The sequence below is a fragment of the Deinococcus malanensis genome (genome assembly GCF_014647655.1).
GTDB lineage: Bacteria > Deinococcota > Deinococci > Deinococcales > Deinococcaceae > Deinococcus > Deinococcus malanensis.
On sequence record NZ_BMPP01000003.1, the window covers coordinates 110,371 to 129,003 of the forward strand.

Annotated in this window: 14 protein-coding genes; all 14 read right to left on the minus strand. The window is 68.4% G+C overall.

Annotation, left to right across the window (positions count from 1 at the left end; all coding sequences use genetic code 11):
- Positions 1–115: 115 nt before the first annotated feature.
- The gene (gene pstS, locus IEY49_RS04545; RefSeq protein ID WP_189005010.1) at positions 116–1,141 is read right to left on the minus strand and encodes a phosphate ABC transporter substrate-binding protein PstS; all 1,026 of its coding nucleotides are present in this window, start codon (positions 1,139–1,141) and stop codon (positions 116–118) included.
- Between the two features lie 159 nt (positions 1,142–1,300).
- Positions 1,301–2,332, minus strand: coding sequence for an extracellular catalytic domain type 1 short-chain-length polyhydroxyalkanoate depolymerase (locus tag IEY49_RS04550; RefSeq protein WP_189005012.1), 1,032 nt, complete (start codon positions 2,330–2,332; stop codon positions 1,301–1,303).
- Between the two features lie 186 nt (positions 2,333–2,518).
- A complete protein-coding gene (locus IEY49_RS04555) occupies positions 2,519–3,598 on the minus strand; it encodes a peptidoglycan recognition protein family protein (RefSeq protein WP_189005014.1) in 1,080 nt (359 codons plus the stop codon).
- A gap of 91 nt (positions 3,599–3,689) precedes the next feature.
- Positions 3,690–4,721 (minus strand): peptidoglycan-binding domain-containing protein, encoded by a 1,032-nt coding sequence (locus IEY49_RS04560; RefSeq protein ID WP_229780626.1) that lies wholly within the window; start codon positions 4,719–4,721, stop codon positions 3,690–3,692.
- 190 nt (positions 4,722–4,911) lie between these two features.
- The gene (gene cobT, locus IEY49_RS04565; RefSeq protein ID WP_189005016.1) at positions 4,912–5,994 is read right to left on the minus strand and encodes a nicotinate-nucleotide--dimethylbenzimidazole phosphoribosyltransferase; all 1,083 of its coding nucleotides are present in this window, start codon (positions 5,992–5,994) and stop codon (positions 4,912–4,914) included.
- A complete protein-coding gene (gene cobU / locus IEY49_RS04570; protein ID WP_189005018.1) occupies positions 5,981–6,517 on the minus strand; it encodes a bifunctional adenosylcobinamide kinase/adenosylcobinamide-phosphate guanylyltransferase in 537 nt (178 codons plus the stop codon). Before cobU ends, cobT begins: the two co-directional genes overlap by 14 nt.
- Complete coding sequence (locus tag IEY49_RS04575; protein ID WP_229780627.1) at positions 6,514–7,917, minus strand: cobyric acid synthase; 1,404 nt, start codon at positions 7,915–7,917, stop codon at positions 6,514–6,516. Before IEY49_RS04575 ends, cobU begins: the two co-directional genes overlap by 4 nt.
- Positions 7,910–8,926, minus strand: coding sequence for a pyridoxal phosphate-dependent aminotransferase (locus IEY49_RS04580; RefSeq protein ID WP_189005019.1), 1,017 nt, complete (start codon positions 8,924–8,926; stop codon positions 7,910–7,912). Before IEY49_RS04580 ends, IEY49_RS04575 begins: the two co-directional genes overlap by 8 nt.
- Positions 8,923–9,822 carry an adenosylcobinamide-phosphate synthase CbiB gene (gene cbiB / locus IEY49_RS04585; protein ID WP_189005020.1) on the minus strand — a complete coding sequence of 300 codons (900 nt, stop codon included), beginning with the start codon at positions 9,820–9,822 and terminating at the stop codon, positions 8,923–8,925. The genes IEY49_RS04580 and cbiB overlap by 4 nt, the downstream gene beginning before the upstream one ends.
- On the minus strand, positions 9,819–11,156 hold the full coding sequence (locus IEY49_RS04590) for a cobyrinic acid a,c-diamide synthase CobB (protein ID WP_189005021.1): 1,338 nt from the start codon (positions 11,154–11,156) through the stop codon (positions 9,819–9,821). Before IEY49_RS04590 ends, cbiB begins: the two co-directional genes overlap by 4 nt.
- The gene (locus IEY49_RS04595; protein WP_189005022.1) at positions 11,153–12,922 is read right to left on the minus strand and encodes a VWA domain-containing protein; all 1,770 of its coding nucleotides are present in this window, start codon (positions 12,920–12,922) and stop codon (positions 11,153–11,155) included. The genes IEY49_RS04590 and IEY49_RS04595 overlap by 4 nt, the downstream gene beginning before the upstream one ends.
- Positions 12,919–17,244 (minus strand): cobaltochelatase subunit CobN, encoded by a 4,326-nt coding sequence (gene cobN, locus IEY49_RS04600; protein ID WP_189005023.1) that lies wholly within the window; start codon positions 17,242–17,244, stop codon positions 12,919–12,921. The genes IEY49_RS04595 and cobN overlap by 4 nt, the downstream gene beginning before the upstream one ends.
- A 130-nt stretch (positions 17,245–17,374) precedes the next feature.
- Positions 17,375–17,950, minus strand: a complete 576-nt coding sequence (locus IEY49_RS04605) for a nitroreductase family protein (RefSeq protein ID WP_229780628.1) — start codon at positions 17,948–17,950, stop codon at positions 17,375–17,377.
- Entirely contained in the window at positions 17,947–18,630 is a 684-nt protein-coding gene (locus tag IEY49_RS04610) for a HoxN/HupN/NixA family nickel/cobalt transporter (protein WP_189005024.1), read from the minus strand. Before IEY49_RS04610 ends, IEY49_RS04605 begins: the two co-directional genes overlap by 4 nt.
- Positions 18,631–18,633: the final 3 nt, after the last annotated feature.

The window sequence follows — 18,633 nt, forward strand, 5'->3', positions numbered from 1 at the left end:
AGGACGCAGGTCAAGGAAACGTCAGGGCGCTGCAGGCACGCTATGTACCCGGCGGTTCCCAGGCATGACAACGGGCGGCCCCGCGCTGGAGGCCGCCCCGTGGAGGTGCAGGGAATTAGATCTTCTTGCCGCCGTAGGTCATCTTGCCGATGATGCTGCGGGCCTTGCTGGCGACGCTGGAGGGCAGCTTGGCGTAGTCGAGCGACTCGTTGTACTGCTGGCCGGTGGACACCATCCAGCTCAGCAGGTTCTTGAGTGCCTTGGCCTGGGCTTCGCTGCGGTTGCCATACTTCTGGTCCTGGTAGAAGATCACGTAGGTAAAGCTGGCAATCGGGTAGGCGCCGGCGTTGGCGCTGTTGGTGATGCTCACGCGGGTATCGGCCGGGATGACCACGCCCTGCGCGGCCAGGCTGGCGGGACCGTTGTCGGCCAGGATGTACTTGCCGGCACGGTTACGGACGCTGCCGTAGGTCAGCTTGTTCTGCTTGGCGTAGACCAGCTCCACGTAACCGATGGCGCCGGGCGTGCTTTTCACAATGCCCGCCACGCCGTCGTTGCCCCGGGCGCCGGTGCCGACCGGCCACTGCAGGCTGTTGCCCACGCCGACCTTGCTTTTCCACTCGCTGCTCATCTTGGCCAGGTAGTCGGCGAACACGTAGGTCGTGCCGGAGCCGTCGCTGCGTCGGGCGACCTGAATGGGCAGGGGGGGGATCGTCACACCGGGGTTGAGGCTGGTGATCTTCTTATCGTTCCAGGTGCGGATCTTGCCCAGGTAGATGTCGGCCAGGACCTGACCGGTGAACTTGAGGGGCTCGGTCACGCCGGGCAGGTTGTAGGCGGGCACGACGGCGCCGATGGCGGTAGGGATGTGCAGCAGTTTGTCCGGGGCGGCCTTGAGCTGCTCGTCGCTCATGGGATTGTCGCTGCCGGCGAAGTCCACGGTGCGCTCGGTGATCTGCTTCTGTCCGGAGCCGGAGCCCACCGACTGGTAGTTGACGTCAACGCCCTTGTCCTTCTTGTATTCGGCGAACATCTTGCTGTACAGGGGAAAGGGGAAGCTGGCGCCCGCGCCGGTAATGCTCTGCGCACTGGCGGTGGCGGTCATCATCAGGGCCAGGCCCATGAGGAAGGTCTTCTTCATGCCTGACAGAGTGCATGCCGTTTGTCAGCCGGGCGTCACTGGTCTGTCAGCGGTCTGTCAGCAGGAGTGAGGGCACGCCGGTCTGGCTGGCCGGCCGGGCCAGAGCAGCCCCCACAGAAAAAGGGGCCGGCTGGCCCCTCTGGTGGCGTGGTCACGTGCTCAGAAGCCGAAGAAGTTGGCCACCAGCGTGCTGGCGTCCGGGCCGCAAGGGTCGGTATAGGTCCCGGCGGTGCTTCCACCCGACCAGGCATGTCCCAGACCGCTGATGATGTATTTCTGCATCACGGTGCCGCCCGTGGCACTGTTCCTGTAGTCGTAACGGGTGAACGAGCGGCAGGCGGTGCCGCTGACCCTGGCATCAGCGGTGTTGTCGATGTCGCCGTCGTCCAGGCCGTCGTAGGCCAGGTCGTTGGTCTGGGCCCACTGGGCTCCGGTCTGGTGGGTGTTGGTAATGCTGACCGTGCTGTCCGACGTGCCGTGGAACAGCAGGGTCGGCATCACGCGCTTGCGGGTGCCCATCTCGTTGTAACAGGACGTGCCGCGCTCGTTCGGGTCATAAGGGCTGCCGGAGCTCATGGTGCTGCTCGCGCCGGTTGCCGTGGTGGCGCCCCGGTACATCACCCCGGCAAAGGCAGCCACCCTGCGGATGTGGTCCGGGTAGGTGCAGCCCATGATGTTGGCCATGGCGGCACCTGCCGAGAGCCCGGCCACGCCCACGCGGGCATTGTCCACCCAGTAATTGCTCTTGACCAGGGAGATCATGCCGGCGATGATCGACGGCTCGCCGGAGCCGCGGTGCTGATTGACGTCGTAAAACCAGTTCCAGCAGTCATAGCTGTTGTAGGCCGTGCCCTGTTCCGGATACAGCACCAGAAAATTGCGCGCGTCGGCAATGGCATTCATGCGGGTGCCGGCCGCAAAGTCGTAGCCATTCTGGGTACAGCCGTGGAGCATCACCATCATGGGACGGGCCGTGGCGCCGTCGTAGCTGGCTGGGACCCACAGGCGGTAGTAACGCGCACCGTAGGCGTTCGAGTACGTGCCGGAGACCCAGTAGCCGGTGGCCTGGGCGCGCAGGCCTGGGGCAGTGGTGTCCGGCCCGCTCGGCAGTTCGGCAGCCGGAAGCTGCGCCTGCTGAGAACAGGCGGCCAGGAGGAACGGGAGAAGGAGGGCAAGGCAGGAACGCTTCATGGTTGACCTCGGCAGGTTGACCGGGTGCCCTCCTGCAGGCAGGAAGGAGCGGTCAGGTGAATTCTGGGGCGGTTCTCACCTTATGGTCGCGTCGTTACGGGGTGGTTACACTCGGAGGGAAGCAGCAGGCTGACCACCAGGAAAGCGCGTCACCAATGTGAAGCGCTCCTGGTTTGGCTGCCCGGTTCAGCTTTCCAGGGCGTGCCAGGTGTTGGGCCCGACAATGCCGTCGGAAGTCAGGCCCCGGCTGGACTGGAAGCTTCGGACGGCCGACTCGGTGCCAGCGCCGAAAAGGCCGTCCACGGTGACGGCGTATCCGCGCGCGGCCAGCTGCCCCTGAGCGGCCTGAACAGCCGGTCCGCTGTCACCGCGGCGCACCGTGCGGATCAGCCGCTCCCAGGTGGCTGAACCGATCACGCCGTCGGGCGTCAGCCCGGCGCTGCTTTGAAACGCACTGACCGCGCTGGCTGTGGCCGGTCCGTAGCTGCCGTCAGCCGTCAGGCTCTGACCGTGGGAGATCAGCAGGCGTTGGGCACTTCGGACCCGGTCCCCGGTCTGGCCGCTGCGGGTGGTGGGCCAGATCCTGACGCTGACGCCCACCCGCGCCGCCACGTCCTTGCGCAACTGAGGCAGCTGACTGTACAGAAGGTCGCCGGGGCACGCGGTGTTGTTGAAATCCCGGTGCCCGTACAACTCGGTGGCCGGAATTCCGTACTGCTGGCACAGCCACGCGCAGAGGCTGACCAGCGCCGAGTACTGACCTGCCGGCGGCGAGACCGTCATATAGGTGCCCTCGTTCTCAATGCCCACCGAGACATCGTTGAAGCCGTCGCAGTGCGCGCCGCGCACGTGGCGGGTGCCTCCCTGGGCTGCCTCCAGACTGCGGTGCCGGCCCTCGACGACATAGCCGCCCCGGCTGATGGTGAACTGCTGTCCGGAGTCAATCCAGCCGCGGTCAAAGTGACTCTGCTGGATCGAGCGTGCCAGGGAAAAGGCCTGGGCCTGCGAGTAGTCGGTCACGTTGGCGCTGGCGGTGTGGTGCACGATGATCCGGGTGGGCCGCGCGTCGAGTAGGGTAATGGGCTCCTTGGGAGGCTGGGCCTTCCAGGTTGTCGTGCTGGAGATGTTCGGTGCGGTCACGGCGTGCGTGTTCAGGGGCAGGTCGGCTATGGGCGGGGCCTGAAGTCCGCAGCTGGCCAGCAGGGCGCTGCCTCCCAGCAGGGCGCTCCAGCGCAGCAGGTCACGGCGGGTCAGTGAGTCGTTCATTGGACTCCTACGGGCAGCGGGGACCAGGGGAAACCTCGGCCCCGCTGGTCCATCAGCTGTCGATTGTTTGGATCCGGCTGCTTTCAGGGCTTCAGTTCCAGGCGCAGTGCACGTGGTTGTTGTGACCGCCAGAGGAATCGTTATAGGCATTGAAGGTCTGACTGGGATCCGATCCGGCCGCGATGCAGGCATTCCGCGCGGCGGTATGCGCGCTGTTCGGCGTCGAAAGGCTCGTGCCGTTCCAGATACCGATATCCAGGGCCAGCCCGGCGTAGTGGTCCGAATAGGTGGAGTGCACGCCACCGGCGACCGACGTGATGTAAAAGCGGTTGCCCGCGTTGGCCATGTTCAGCATGCCCTGCAGCATGGAGCGCTTCAGGTACACCGTCAGGCCGCAGTTGGCATTGCTGGCACAGCCGCGCCTGGCCGGAAGACCGTTGGCGGTGTCCACGATGTTCTGCCGGGGGCTGCCGCCGGTGGTGCTGCTGCTGGTGCCCAGGGTGATCCGGGTGTTATTCAGGATCTGGTTGGCCAGGCTGGCGGTGGTGCTGGTGCCGCCAGTGCTGCTGCCCGTGACCAGCCCGTGCCAGGTATTCAGGCCCACCACCCCGTCCACACTGAGGCCGCGTTTGCTCTGGAAATCCCGCACAGCAGTGTTCGTGATGCTGCCGACCGCCCCGTCCACCGTGACGCTGCCATAGCCGTACCCGTTGCGCAGCTGATCCTGTACGGCCCGCACAGCGTTGCTGCTGTCGCCCTGCCGCACAGTGACGATCAGTTTCTCCCAGGTGTTGCCACCCACGATGCCGTCGACCACCAGGCCCCGGCTGCTCTGGAAGCTGCGCACCACGCTGTCGGTGCCCGGCCCGAAGGCGCCGTCCACACTCAGGCTGTAACCGTGGTGCCGCAGCAGGTACTGCAGGGTCACCACGTCACGGCCGCTGTCACCCTGCCTCAGCGCCTGCCAGGAAAGCACCGACTGGATGCTCAGGGTCGGCGGCGTGCCCACGACCGGGGATGGCGAGGTGGCCACGCTGTTGGTCTGGGCAGAGCTGCAGGCCGCGAGCAGGGGCGCAAGCAGCAGTGGAGCGAGCAGAAGCAGCAAGGGGGTGCGCATCGTCATAGAGGCTCCAGGGCAGCCAGGCCGGTGAGGCGAGGGCTGACCACCAGCACTCCCACGGGGGAGTTCAGGACAATGCTGGCCTTACACCGGGCAGAACCCGGTGGCCACGACCTGTTGGAGAGTGCGTAGGGCCTACCGTACCCTGCCTAGTCAGGTGCTCACTGTGCGGAATTTCACGTGCGCAATCGCCTCAGGTCGGGATGCCCGCTTCTTCAAAGGTGCGCATTTCCCGCAGGGTAGCCGCCGCCGAAAGCAGCAGAGGCGCGGCCAGCACGCCCCCAGTGCCTTCCCCAAGACGCAGCCCCAGGCGGAACATGGGAGACAGGTTAAGAAATGTCAACTGTGCCGCGTGGCCCACTTCGGCACATTCTCCTGCTGGAAACAGATAATCACGCAGGGCAGGGGCCAGGGCCACGCCGACTAGGGCGGCCGCCCCTTCCACGAAGCCGTCCAGGATCACCGCGCGCCGCAGCGCCGCCGCCTGGAGCATCACGCCCAGCATGGCCGCGATCTCATAGCCACCGAACTCGGCCAGCACGTCCAGAGGGTCAGTGGCGTCCGAGCGGTCCAGCGCCTCGCGAATCACCGTGATCTTGTGAGAGAGCCGCTGGTCATCCACGCCGGTGCCCCGTCCGGTGACCTGTGCTGCGTTCAGGCGCAGGAGTCGGGCGGTCAGTGCTGCCGCCGGCGTGGTGTTGCCGATGCCCATCTCTCCTGGAATTACCAGATCCGCACCGTCGGCTATCGCCTGCCGGGCCAGAGCGGCGCCGGCCAGGATCAAGGCTTCAGTCTCTTCCCGGGTCATGGCGGCCTCCACCCGCAGATTGCGGGTGCCGCGCCGCCGGGCCGCGCGGATCAGGGCCGGGTGCTCCGGCAGGTCGGCATTCACGCCGGCGTCCATCACGTATACCCGTGCGCCCACGGTGCGGGCCAGGGCGTTCACGGCGGCGCCGCCCGGCCCGGCCGGCGTGTCGGCCAGAAAATTGGCCACCATAGCCGGCGTCACTTCGGCCGGGTAGGCACTGACGCCGTCCGCTGCGACCCCATGGTCCCCCGCCGCCACGATCACAGCGACACCGCGTGGGTGGGGACGCTCGGTGCCGAACACGCCGGCCAGCCGCACAGCGAGGTCTTCCAGATCGCCCAGCGCGCCCGCCGGTTTGGTCAGCTGCGCCTGCCGCTTTCGGGCGGCGTCCATGGCGGCAGGGTCGGCAGGCTGGACCGCCTGAATCAGGGAAAAGAGTTCGGTGGTGAAGTGCTCAGAGATGGTCATGGGGGGTTCCTTTCAGGGTCAGGGGCAGTCCGCTGGCCAGCAGATACGCGTCGTTGCTTGCCGCGGCGCAGCGCTGGTTGACCCAGCCGAGCACGTCACGGTACCGCCGCGCCAGGGCGTTGTCGGGCACGATGCCAAAGCCCACCTCGTTGGTCACCAGAACGGTCACGCCGCGCCGGATGCGTGCGGCCCGGAGCAGCTGGTCCGTCTGCGCCAGGATGTCGGCATCGGAGCGCCCTTCAAGCATCAGGTTGCTGACCCACAGGCTCAGGCAGTCGAGCAGCACCGTGGCGGTGGACGCGGAGGCCAGGGCCCCAGGCACCTCCAGGGGTTCCTCGTGGGTGTGCCAGCCCGGCGGACGGTCCGAGCGGTGGCGCGCGATGCGGTCCTTCATCTCCTCGTCGAAGGCCTGCGCGGTGGCCAGGTAGGTGACAGGCCCGCCAGTGCGGGCCGCGTACCGTTCGGCAAAGGCACTCTTGCCGCTGCGCGCGCCACCCGTCACGAACACCACGTGCCCGCTCACAGCAACCCTCGCACATACGGCCAGTCCAGGCTGGCTTTTACCTGACCGGCGATGGCGTCAAGCCGCGCATCAAGACTGTCCAGCCCCACGGGTGCCGGCAGACCCGCCCAGCCCAGGAAGCGCTCCAGGTAGGCCGGGTTTTCCAGCAGGCCGTGCAGATAGGTACCCCGCACATTGCCGGAGCGCCACAGCAGCCCCGGCGCGAGTTCCTGTACGCCGGCCCCCGAAAGGGTCTGGCCGTGGTGAATCTCATAGCCTTCCAGGGCAAGGCCGGTTTCGGCGTCGGTCAGTCGGGTCAGGCGGGTGGTCTTTTCTGACGCGAACTCCGTTTCCAGGTTCAGCAGGCCCAGACCGGGAACATCACCCCCACCTTCGACGCCGTGAGGGTCGTGTACCCGGCGACCCAGCATCTGCAACCCGCCGCACACTCCCAGCACCGGCACCCCTGCTTCTGCCATCCGGGTAATGGCTCCAGCCAGTCCACTGTGCCGCAGCCACCCCAGATCCGAAGCGGTGCTCTTGCTGCCAGGAATGATGACTGCCTGGGCGCCATTCAGCTCCTCCGGGCGACCCACCCAGCGGGCGCGCTCACCCAGCGGCGCGAACTCGTCCAGGTTGGAGACCCGGGGCAGCTGGACAATGCCCACGAACCCGGCCGGACCTCCCGGTGCAGCGGGACGTTCCAGGGCCACGCCATCCTCCTCGGGCAGCGGGATGTTCAGCCACGGCACGACTCCCACGGTGGGCACGCCGGTCTGCTCGCGCAGCCATTCCGGGGCAGGGGACAGGAGCCGGGCGTCACCCCGGAAGCGGTTGAGAATGAAGCCCGCCAGGAGTTCGCGTTCCTCAGGAACCAGGCAGTGCCACGTTCCCAGCAGGTGGGCGAATGCGCCGCCCCGGTCGATGTCGCAGGCGAGCAGGACCGCCGCCCGGGCCTCGCGGGCCACCCGCATGTTCACGATGTCCGAGGCGCGCAGGTTCACCTCGGCCGGGCTGCCCGCCCCCTCGATGACCACCACGTCGAATTCGGCCAGCAGACTGTGCAGGCTCTCCTGGACATAGGGCCACAGCTGCGGCTTGCGTTCCCGCCAGGGCAGCGCCGTGATTTCAGGATGGGCCTTGCCCAGCAGCACGACCTGGGACCGGGTGTCGGCCTCGGGCTTGAGCAGGACCGGGTTCATACGGACGTCCGGAATGACTCGCGCCGCCCGGGCCTGAACCAGCTGTGCGCGGCCCATTTCCAGTCCGGCCGGCGTCACGCCAGCATTGTTGCTCATGTTCTGAGCCTTGAACGGGGCGACCCGCAGGCCCTCGTCCGCCAGAATGCGGCACAGAGCGGACGCCAGATATGACTTTCCTGCATTGCTGGTGCAGCCCTGAACCATGATTGCCTTACCCATCAAACTGTCCTGTCTCCCTGAGTGAGTGTAGAGCGGCCTGCAGCGCAGCATTGTCCTGCGGCAGCCGGGTGCTGAGCCGGACGCGCCTGGGAAGACCGTAGCTGGTGCAGTCGCGGACCCGGATTCCGCGGGCCAGCAGCTGTGTCGTCATGGCGGCCGCGTCGCCCACCGTCAGCGTCATGTAGGGCGTGCCGTGGTGCTCGACCGGACCGAAACAGGCCAGCTGTGAAGCCAGTGCCGCCGCGTGTTCACTCACGCGGGGAATGGTCAGGTCCAGGAATGGCTGTGCCTGCGGCAGCGCAGCCAGCAATGCCGCCGTTCCAGCAGGGATGTGCCAGGCCGGAGCCAGATTGTCCAGGCGGGCCACCACCCCAGGTGAGGCCAGGGCATACGCGGGCCGCGCCCCCACCAGCCCGTGCGCCTTGCCCGGCGAAAGGAGACGCACAACGGCTTGGCCCAGCGGCGCTGGACCGGCGGGCAGGAAGGGTGCATAGGCCTCATCCAGGATCAGCAGAGCGCCGGAAGACCCGCACCTTTCGGCCAGGGCCTGCAGCTCGTCCGGGGGCAGCCTGTGCCCGGTGGGGTTGTGGGGGTGTCCCACGTACACCAGGCGCACCTGTGGCGGCAGGTCTCCCGATATGGAGGAGATCACCTGCACCGCAGCGCCCTGCAACGTGGCGGCACGAGCGAGCTCTCCAAAAGGAGCGTGCAGGCTGAGCAGAGAGTCTCCGGCTGGCAGGAACGCACGGACCAGGCGGTGCAGCAGATCCGACGCCCCCACGCTGAGACAGACCCTATGCGGGCTGACGCCGTGCCACCCGGCCAGCGTCTCGCGCACCGCCAAGTAGGTCGGATCGGGGTATGTAGCGTGGTCGGCCTGCCGAACCACTTCCAGCAGCGCCGGACTGGGTCCGAAAGGATTGGTGTTGACGCTGAAGTCCAGTCCTGTAAACGGCCCTGAGGTCGGACCGCCGTGCGGAACGCGGGGCACCAGCGGCGGCAACGTCATTTCCGGCCTCCCGCAGCGTGACCTCTGCGCGGTCCAGGCAGCATCAGGGCCACCACGGCCACGAACACGGTGGTGCGCGCCAGTCTCAGCGCATGCTCCAGATCCTCGGCGGCAGGTTCGCGGCCCCCCGGGTTCAGAACATACACACCGCGCTTGTCGAGACGTACGCCTAGCGCACCCGCGAAGGCACTCATGGGATGCCCGGCATTGGGGCTGCTGGTTCGCCGACGGTCCCGGGCCCACTCCCTGGTACCACTCCCGCAAGTCGCCAGCAACGTGCACACGGCGGTCAGCCGCGCGGGCGTGAGATTCAGCAGGTCGTCGGCGTGGGCAGCCGTTTTGCCAGCCCACTCCAGTTCCGGTGTGCGGTATCCCCACATCGCGTCGGCGGTATTGCACAGGCGGTAGGCCGCCGCCAGGGGCAGCCCGCCCAACCGGAAGGCCAGCAGCGGCGCCACGACACTGTCCGACAGATTTTCTGCAAGGCTTTCAATAGCTGCCCCGGCGACCTCCGCAGCGCTGAGCTGCGACGTGTCACGGCTGACCAGATGCCAGGCCAGCAGACGCCGCGCTTCATTGAGGTCGTCGCGGGACAGTGCGGCCCGCACCTCGCCCACGGCGCCGAACAGAGCCGTTCGCGCCAGCAGAGGTTTGAGGGCTGCGCCCTGCACCCACCACGGACCCCGCGAGGCCAGCAGACCCGCGCTTCCGGCCATTCCTACGCCCAGCGCCAAGCTTGCAGCGCCCTCGCGCAGCTGCCCGGCGGGGGTGGTCGCGCGCCAGCGCCGCCGCGCCCAGCTCAGGTAATGACCCATCCACACCACTGGATGCCAGCCAGAAGGTGGCTCCCCCAGGGCGTCCAGGGCCACGGCCAGCAGCAGCGCCCGGCGGCTCATGGCCTGGCCTCTGGTAGGCAGGCCATGACCAGCCGCCGGGCCGTTGCGGGGTCAGCCGCGTAATGCAGGTGCAGGTAGCTGGCCAGTACATTGCCATGGGCGTAGCCTTCGAGAACCTCGCTGCCGTCGTGGGCCGTCCAGCGGTAGGCCGGGCGGGTGGGTTCGTGCATCAGCGCGCTGTAGTGAAATTCGTGCCCACGCAGGGTCGAGCCCCCAGGCGCCAGGGGCGTGTCGTGCAGGGCGGTGGCGTCGCGGTACCCCAGTGTCAGGCGGCCCTGCATGCGGGTGCGGTAGGGAATGACCCCGCACTGCTCATGGGTCTGCCCTTCAAGGTCCTGCAGCGACTCGGCGAGGTACATCAGCCCCCCGCACTCGCCGACCACCGGTCGTCCGGACGCCGCAAAGGCCCGGACGCTCTGGCGCATGGACACGTTCGCCGAGAGCTGCGCTGCGTGGGCCTCCGGGTAGCCGCCGCCCAGCAGCAGGCCGCCGATGCCGGCAGGCAGCTCCGGGTCGCGCAGTGGACTGAACGGCACCAGCTCTGCGCCGGCCTCCCGTAGTTCGTCCAGGGCATCGGGGTAGTAGAAATGAAAGGCTTCGTCAAGGGCATAACCGATCCGGGCCACCGGCTGCGCAGGGGCCTGAACCTGGGCCGCCGGCAGGGGCGGCGCCTGTGCAGCGCTCAATATGTCGTCCAGCCGGAGGTGCCGGGCGGCGTTCAGGGCCGCCCCTTCGTCCCAGCTGGCCTGCTCGGCGCTGAGCAGCCCCAGGTGCCGTGAAGGCAGATGCAGCGCCTCATCCCGGGTCACGAAGCCCAGCACCGGCAACCCGACCTGGGCCAGCGCGGCCTCGCACAGCTCGGCGTGACGTTCACTGCCCACCCGGTTGAGGATCACGCCCGCGACGTGAACCCCGGCACCGAAATCCCGCAGACCGGAGGCGATGGCTGCCACGGTCCGGGCCATTCCGCCGGCGTCGATCACCAGAACTACCGGGGCGTCCAGCAACCGCGCCAGATCAGCCGTGGAATGCTCGTCACTCAGCGGACTGCGGCCGTCATACAGGCCCATGACGCCCTCGAGCACACTGACGTCGGCCTGCGCGGCTGCCCGGGCAAACAGCTCGCTGAGCCTAGAAGGAGGCAGCAGGAACGAGTCGAGGTTGCGGGCCGCTCTGCCTGCCGCGCGGCCCAGATGGGTTGGGTCCAGGTAGTCAGGACCCAGCTTGAACGGCTGCACGCGCAGCCCCCAGTGCCTCAGCGCCAGACACAGCAACGACGCGACGGTGGTCTTGCCGCTGCCCGAGTGAGGCGCGGCCAGCACAATGCGTTTCACAGGGCCCCCACTGGCGTGGGTGAGAGTGGCTGCAGGCGCGCGCCCAGCACTTCGGCCAGGGCTCGTGCGCGGCCCAGCCGCACATGCCCGGCTTCGGTGTCCACGACCAGTGCTGGAACACCATCCAGGGCGCGGGCGGCTTCCAGCGCGTCGGCCCAGGCGTCACCTTGTGGCGAGAGCGCTACGTTCGCCCGGCCATCAGTGAACAGCACCAGTTCGGCGCCCGGTTCGTTCGCCAGAACCTCGCGCGCCAGGACCAGCGCGTGAGCCAGCGGAGTGCGGCCTCCGGTCGGGACTGCCGTGATTGCGGCCTCGGCCAGCGTGGCGTCGGCAGTCCATTCAAGCGCCCGCACCGCTCCCGTCGCACGGAAGGTGATCAGGGCCACCCGGTCGCGCCGCGCCTGTTGCTCCAGCACTGCCAGCATGGCGCCTTTAACCGCGCCCATACGGCCCTGCACGCCCATGCTGCCGCTGGTGTCGGCGACAAACAGCACCCGCCGACCTCCACGCTCCTCGTGGACCGGTGTGTGGAAATCGGCGCGGGACAGCTCAAACGGCTTCCCGCCGCTGCGCAGCAGGGCAGCGCGAAGGGTGTCAGGCAGGGCCAGGCTGCTGGTCTGCGAATCAGGCGCAGCTCTCACCACCCGTCCCTGGGTCCCGCCATCCGGGTGCCGGCCCGCGGCTGGAAGGGCAGCCAGACGCACCGGAGCACTTCCGGGTGTTGGAGGCAGAACGTCTTCCGGTGCTTCTGGAGCTGCCTGTGTATCTGAGGCTTCCTGAGCGTCCGGTGCGGAGTGTTGGTCGCTGCTCCCTTCGGGTTCGGCCTCGGGCGGCTCGCTGTGGGCGGAGGGCGGTTCAGGCGGGGGTGGCCGGGACGGGGGAGGCGGCAGCGGTGGCAGGCGGGGGTCTCGGCGGTGGATCAGAACCAGCGGAGCCACCTGATGCAGGTCATCTTCGTGGACCTGCGCGCGTCCCTCCAGCGCGGCCAGAGCCCTCGCCGCACGGTGCAGGACCAGATCGGCACGCAGGCTCCGCACACCGGACTCGGCACTGAGGGTGGCGATTACCGTGAGCAGGGCGTCCGGCAGGGTGACTCCCGGCAGCCACTGCCGGGCTGCGTGCAGCCGCTCACGCAGGGCAGTCTCCTGCGGCTGCCAGGTGGCCAGAAAACCGTCCGGGTCCGCCTCGAAAGCCATGCGCCGGCGCATGATTTCCGCGCGCTGCGCCGCTTCCCGTGGTGCCTGGACATCCACGCACAGGCCAAAGCGGTCCAGAAACTGAGGCCGCAGCGCCCCCTCTTCGGGATTCATGCTGCCCACCAGGGCAAAGCGGGCGTGCTGCTCGACGCTCAGGCCGTCACGCTGCACCCGGTGCACGCCCATGGCGGCGGCGTCCAGCAGGACGTCCACCAGATGGTCGGGGAGCAGGTTGACCTCGTCGATATACAGCACGCCGCCGTGGGCAGCGGCGATCAGGCCGCTCCTGAGCCGGGCCTCGCCGCGCAGTGCGGCGTGCAGGTCCAGGCTGCCCACCACCCGGTCTTCACTGGCGCCCAGGGGCAGGTTGACGAACGGCGCGGCTTCGCCCTCCGGGCGTGCGGGCAGCAACGACGCCAGACCACGCGCAGCGGTACTTTTGGCTGCGCCGCGGTCGCCCCGGATCAGGACGCCGCCCAGTTCCGGGGCCACTGCCAGCAGCGAGAGCGCCAGCAGCAGTTCGGGCTGGTGCGCCACCGCACTCAGCGGGTACTGGACCTGTGGGCTCATCCGCTCACCCGCGCTGTTTCGCCGCGGTCTTCCAGCAGACCTTCACTTTCCACCAGCAGGCCCTGCAGGGCCGCCAGCGTTGCGGGCTCCGGACTCCACAGCCCGCGCCCCTCGGCTTCCAGCAGCCGGGTGGCGATGGCGTTCAGCGCCCAGGGGTTGCTGTCTCGCAAAAAGGCCTGGTTGACCGGATCGAGCGCGTAAGCCTGCGCGATGCCCTCGTACATGAAGTCATGCGCAATCCCGGCTGTAGCGTCGAAGCCGAACAGGTAGTCCACGGTGGCCGTCTGCTCCAGCCCGCCCTTGTAACCATGCTGCCGGATGCCGTCGAGCCATTTGGGATTCACCACCCGCGAGCGGTACACCCGCAGCGATTCTTCCTTCAGGTCACGCACGCGGGCCCGCTCGGGGTTGGCGCTGTCGCCGAAGTAGCCGCGCGGCTGCGCGCCGCTGAGGTGGCGCACCGAGGCGATCATGCCGCCGAAGAACTGCAGGTAATCGTCGCTGTCGAAAATGTCGTGCTCGCGGTTGTCCTGGTTGTGCAGCACCAGCTGCGTCTGCGAGAGGCGCGCCCGGAAGTCCTCCCGGGCGTCGGTGCCCTGCTCGGCGGCCGTGTAGGCGTAGCCGCCCCAGTTGACAAACACCTGCGCGAAGTCCTCCTCTCCCTGCCAGTTGCCTTCGTGAATCAGGTCGAGGATGCCGGCCCCGTACGTGCCCGGCGCGCTGCCGAACACCCGGTAGGCCGCGCGTGCTTCGGCCTCCTCCGGCGGCAGGTCCTGCAGGCGGCCTTCCAGATCAGCCAGGAAGTGCTTGCGCGGATAATTCTGCTCCGGGTCCTCGTCGGCGTGCATGGCGAGTGCGAAGGCTTCGTCCAGCCGCGAGATCAGGTGCGGCAAGGCGTCACGGAAAAAGCCGCTGATCCGCACCGTCACGTCGATGCGCGGCCGGCCCAGCTCGGAGAGCGGAATCAGCTCCACGCCGTCCAGGCGGCGGCTCTGCGGGTGCCACACCGGGCGCACGCCCAGCAGAGCAAAAATTTCGGCGATGTCGTCGCCCTGGGTGCGCATGTTGCTGGTGCCCCACACGCTGATCGCCACATGTTCGGGGTAGGCGCCGGTTTCGCGCTGGTGGCGTGACAGCACCTCGCGCGCCAGCTGGCTGCCGACGGTCCACGCTGCCTGTGACGGCAGGGCCCGCGGGTCCACCGCATAGAAGTTGCGTCCGGTGGGCAGGATGTGTGCCTGCCCGCGCGACGGAGCGCCGCTCGGTCCTGCTGGCACGTAATGCCCGGAGAGCCCGGCGAGCAGATGTGTGATCTCGGCGGTGGTGGCGTCCAGGTTGGGTTTGAGAGCCTCGCAGACGTACTTCAGGGTCAGGGGCAGGGGGCCATAGTTGTCCCGTTCCCCCAGGGTATGGGCCAGCACCTCCCCGGTCGCCTGCAGGTCGAAGTCATGGTCAGCCAGCGCCTGGTACAGGTGCAGGGCAAGTTCGTCCAGGACTTCCAGCGCGTCGCCGTGGGTCTGGACCGGCCGGCCAGCCAGTGAATCTAGAACCGCCGGAGCTTCGAAGCGCTCACCAGGGGCGTCCAGCAGACGGTTCAGGTCGAGCCCCAGGACCTCGCACAGGCCGGCGTTCAGGCCCGGCACTTCGGCATTGGACAGCCGGGTCAGCGCGCGCAGCATCTCAGCCAGCGCCTCTCCCTGCGGAGGCAGGCCCAGGGTATGCAGGCCGCCCCGGATCTGCGCCGCGCCCAGTTCGCACAGGTAGCCGTCGATGTCTTCCAGAAGGTGCGCCACGTCGGCGCCGTTCATTTCACTGAGGGTCACCGGCACGCCTTCCTCGGTGTAGTCCTCGTCCCATTCGTGCACGTGGTCGCCATGGTCGCGCCGAAGCATGCTGCCCAGGTCCGTGCCCAGGTCCGCCTGCTGCACCAGGTCCCAGATCTGGCCCTGCAGCAGCGGCAGTTTGCTGGGGTCGAGCAGTTCGAGCTGGTAGTACTCGTCCACCAGTGCCGCCAGTTCGGCCAGCGGACCGTAGGTATCGGCCCGGGTCAGGGGGGGCGGCAGGTGGTCCAGGATGGTGGCGTGCGCGCGGCGTTTGGCCTGGGTGCCCTCGCCGGGATCGTTGATCACAAAAGGGTAGAACAGCGGCAGGTCACCCAGCACGGCGTCCGGGAAGCACTTCTCGCTGAGTCCCACGCCCTTGCCAGGCAGCCATTCCAGGGTGCCGTGCTTGCCGACATGAACCATGGCGTCGGCCCCGAAACCTCCCAGCTGGGTGGGCTCGCGCAGCCAGCGGTACAGGGCAAGGTAATGATGGGTAGGCGGTAGGTCCGGCGTGTGGTAGATGACGTCCGGATCCATGCCGTAACCACGCGGGGGCTGCAGCGCCACGAAGACGTTGCCGAAGTGCAGCCCCGCCAGCGCCAGCGAGCCGTCGTGTACATAGGCTTCCCCGGGAGGCGCGCCCCACTGCTGGCGCATGCGCCGCTGCATCGTGTCGGGCAGTTCCGCGAACCACTGCTCGTAGGTCGCCGCCGGAACGCGGGCGGCCGCCTGAGCCAGCTGCGATGGGGTCAGCAGGGTGGTGTCGTAACTGGTGCGCTCGATCAGGCGGTGCATCAGCTCATCGGACGTGGCGGGCAGGTCGGCGACTGTGTAGCCGTCCGCCTTCAGGGCGTGCAGCACCTGCAGCAGCGAGGCTGTCGAATCCAGCCCCACCGCGTTGCCGACCTGCGAGGCCTTGGCGGTGCTGTTGGTGAACACGAATGCGATTCTTTTTTCCGCGTTGGGTTTGTGCCGCAGAGCCGCGAGCCGAACGGTGATGCCGGCCAGCCGGGCGGCGCGCTCCGGATCGGCCGCCAGCCGCCGGGCGACGCCGTCCTGCTCCTTGAAGGCGAACGGCACGCCGATGATCCGCCCGTCGAACTCGGGCAGGGCCACGTTCATAGCGGTGTCCAGCGGGCTCAGGCCACGCGAGCTGGTCTCCCATGGTCCACGCGCTCCACCACTGGTCAACCCCTGCACGACCGGCACGTCCAGGCGGGCGAGCGCCCCCACGTTCTCCCCGGCGGCCGTGATTTCGCCCGCCTGAACGTCTGCCATGGCAAACGACAGCGTGGAAATCACGGCGTCCACCTCGCCACGCAGCAGCCCGAACGCTTTGGGATCGCCGTGTGCGTCCACGTCCTTGAGGCTGGTGGTAAAGATCGGCAGGGCGTCTGCCCCGGTCTCCTCGAGTGCCCCCACCAGCGCGTCGATGAAGCCGGTGTTGCCGCTCAGGGCGTGAGCGCGGTAGAACAGCACGCCAACCGCCGGCCGGGCCGGGTCGCGGCGCTGATGCCAGTCCGCCAGCGTGGCGTTTTCGGGCAGCTCCGGGTGATAGACGCCGTGTTCCGGGAGGGCCAGGGGCGGGGCGGCGCCGTAAGCGGTCAGGCGCAGGGTGTCGGACAGCGAAACCAGCAGCTCACGGGTGTTCTGCCAGCCGCTGGCCGCGAGGTAAGTCCTGGCGGTGTCCAGCGTGTGGGCTGGCGCGAGGCTCAGCGCGGCAAGTTCGGCGTCTGGCTCGCCGGTCCCACTGACCAGCAGCAGCGCCTGACCGGCCTTGCGCGCGTGCGCCAGCAGCAGCTCAGCGCCCGGCACCGCGCTGAATTTGCCGTGAATACGGACCAGCACCACCTGCGCGCGCCCGACCTCGCCGGACAGCAGGGTGGCCATCTGGGCCTCGCTGCGCACGCCGCCCAGCGGGACACCGGTGACCGGACCGAAATCGTCCGGCAGGGTTTCCTGGGCCGCACGCAGGTTCAGCAGGTCGGTATCAGCGTGCGTCAGGAACGCCACGCCTGACAGGGCGTCCGGTGGCTGCGAGACCGCCACGTCAGGATCCGTGCGTCCGGCCATGGGCAGGGCGCTGGCCGCGTCCCAGGTGTAGTAGTTGAAGGTGTATTCCAGCAGTTCCGGGGGCGGCGACAGAAACCCGTCGGCCGCCAGCATGGCGCCGATGTAGTCGAAGATCGCCACAACCAGCCAGGCGTCGTTGACCGAGTGAAACCACACGTCGTGCCCGTCGAAAACCAGATGGGCCACGTTCGACAGCGCGCAGGGACCCAGGCAGCCGGCCTTGGTCAGGTGAACCTGATTGCGAATCTTGCGCCGGGTCCACTCGTCCTTGTAGGTATCCACGGGCGCAGCCACGTAGCCCTTGTCGGTGCGGCCACAGCAGCAGCCGTGAAAGCAGTAGCTCAGGTGCCCGCGCCGGCGCGCCACGTTGATGGTCCGGCCGTCGGCCCGCTGAACCCGCTGGCGGGATGCGCCCGGGCGTGTCATGCGCGCTGTTTCCAGTGTGGTGAATTCATGGTCATGGTTTCATCCTCGTGCGTCTTCAGGGAACGCTGCTCCAGGCAGACGGGACGCTAGTCCCGCCATTCCACCGACAGCGGACGGCTGCTGGCCCACCCTACGGTTTGCAGCAGAGGCTCTTTGAGATCCAGGGCCGGGTGGCCCAGGCACAGGTAAGCCAGGGGCCGCAGGTGGGCGGGGATGTCCAGTGCCGCGTGCAGATCTCCCGGCTCCACCAGGCTGACCCAGCCCATACCCAGGCCCTCAGCCGTGGCGGCCAGGTCAGGGTGATGGCGCTGACCACGCTGTACTCCAGCGCCGCCGGCAGGGAGGTGGTTCCCAGGGTGGCGGATTCCGGCGGCACGAAGCTCACGACCAGACCGACCGGCGCCTCCCGGATGCCCTCAAGCTTCAGGGTGTCGTACAGGGCGCGCCTCTCTCCGCCGAAACGCTCCTGCTCGCGGGTGCGGACGCCAGCGAAACTCTGGTAGGCGGCGTCGCGCAACCGGGCGCTGCGCACCACGGTGACATGCCAGGGCTGGCTCAGTCCCACGCTGGGCGCCACGCGAAACGCGTCTAGAACCCGTTCCAGCGCCTCAGCGGCCACCGGATCAGGCCGGAAATGCCGGTGGTCGCGCCGGGCATGCAGGACCCGCCACAGGGCTTCCCGGTCCGCTGCCCAGGGGGCGGTCATGCCACGCCCTGCTGCCGCGGAGTCAGGCGGCTCCACACCCGCAGGGCCAGGAGCATGACGAAGACGGCCATGCCCAGCGGCGCGGCCACTTCGCCTAGGTCCACGTGCGTGAAGCCGGCCAGGGCGAACGCCAGGGACAGCGCAACGACCATCCAGCCCATGACCCGGGAGGCCAGGGCGGCGCGGGCGGGGTCGGCGTTCCGGCCGCGTTGTAGCTGGGCCGCCAGCAGGCCGTCGGCGCCGTCCGCCAGGGTCATGCCCAGCGTGAAGGTCAGGCCCAGCAGCAGTGGCGGCACGCTCTGGGCCATCGACAGGGCCGCGAGCTGAGAGCTCGTTTCCATGCCCACGGCCAGCAGCAGCCCCACCACGAACGGCCCCAGTGCCAGCAGGGAGCGGGCCGGGGCGTGGCTATGAGGAACCGGCCACACGAGCCGCCACAGGTTCAGCGCGGCCACACCCAAAAACAGGTACGGCGCGAGCCAGTCCAGGCCGAAATGGTCTCCCAGGCTGCTGGCGACCAGGGCCAGCACCGTAACGACCAGCCCGTGGCCCAGCCCGAACAGCACGCCGGTCCAGCGGCTGGGACGCAGGCGCGCAAATCCGTCGATGGCCGCCAGGTGGTCGGCGTCCATACCGTGCCGCATGCCCAGCATGAACACTAGGGCCAGGGTGGCGATCATGTG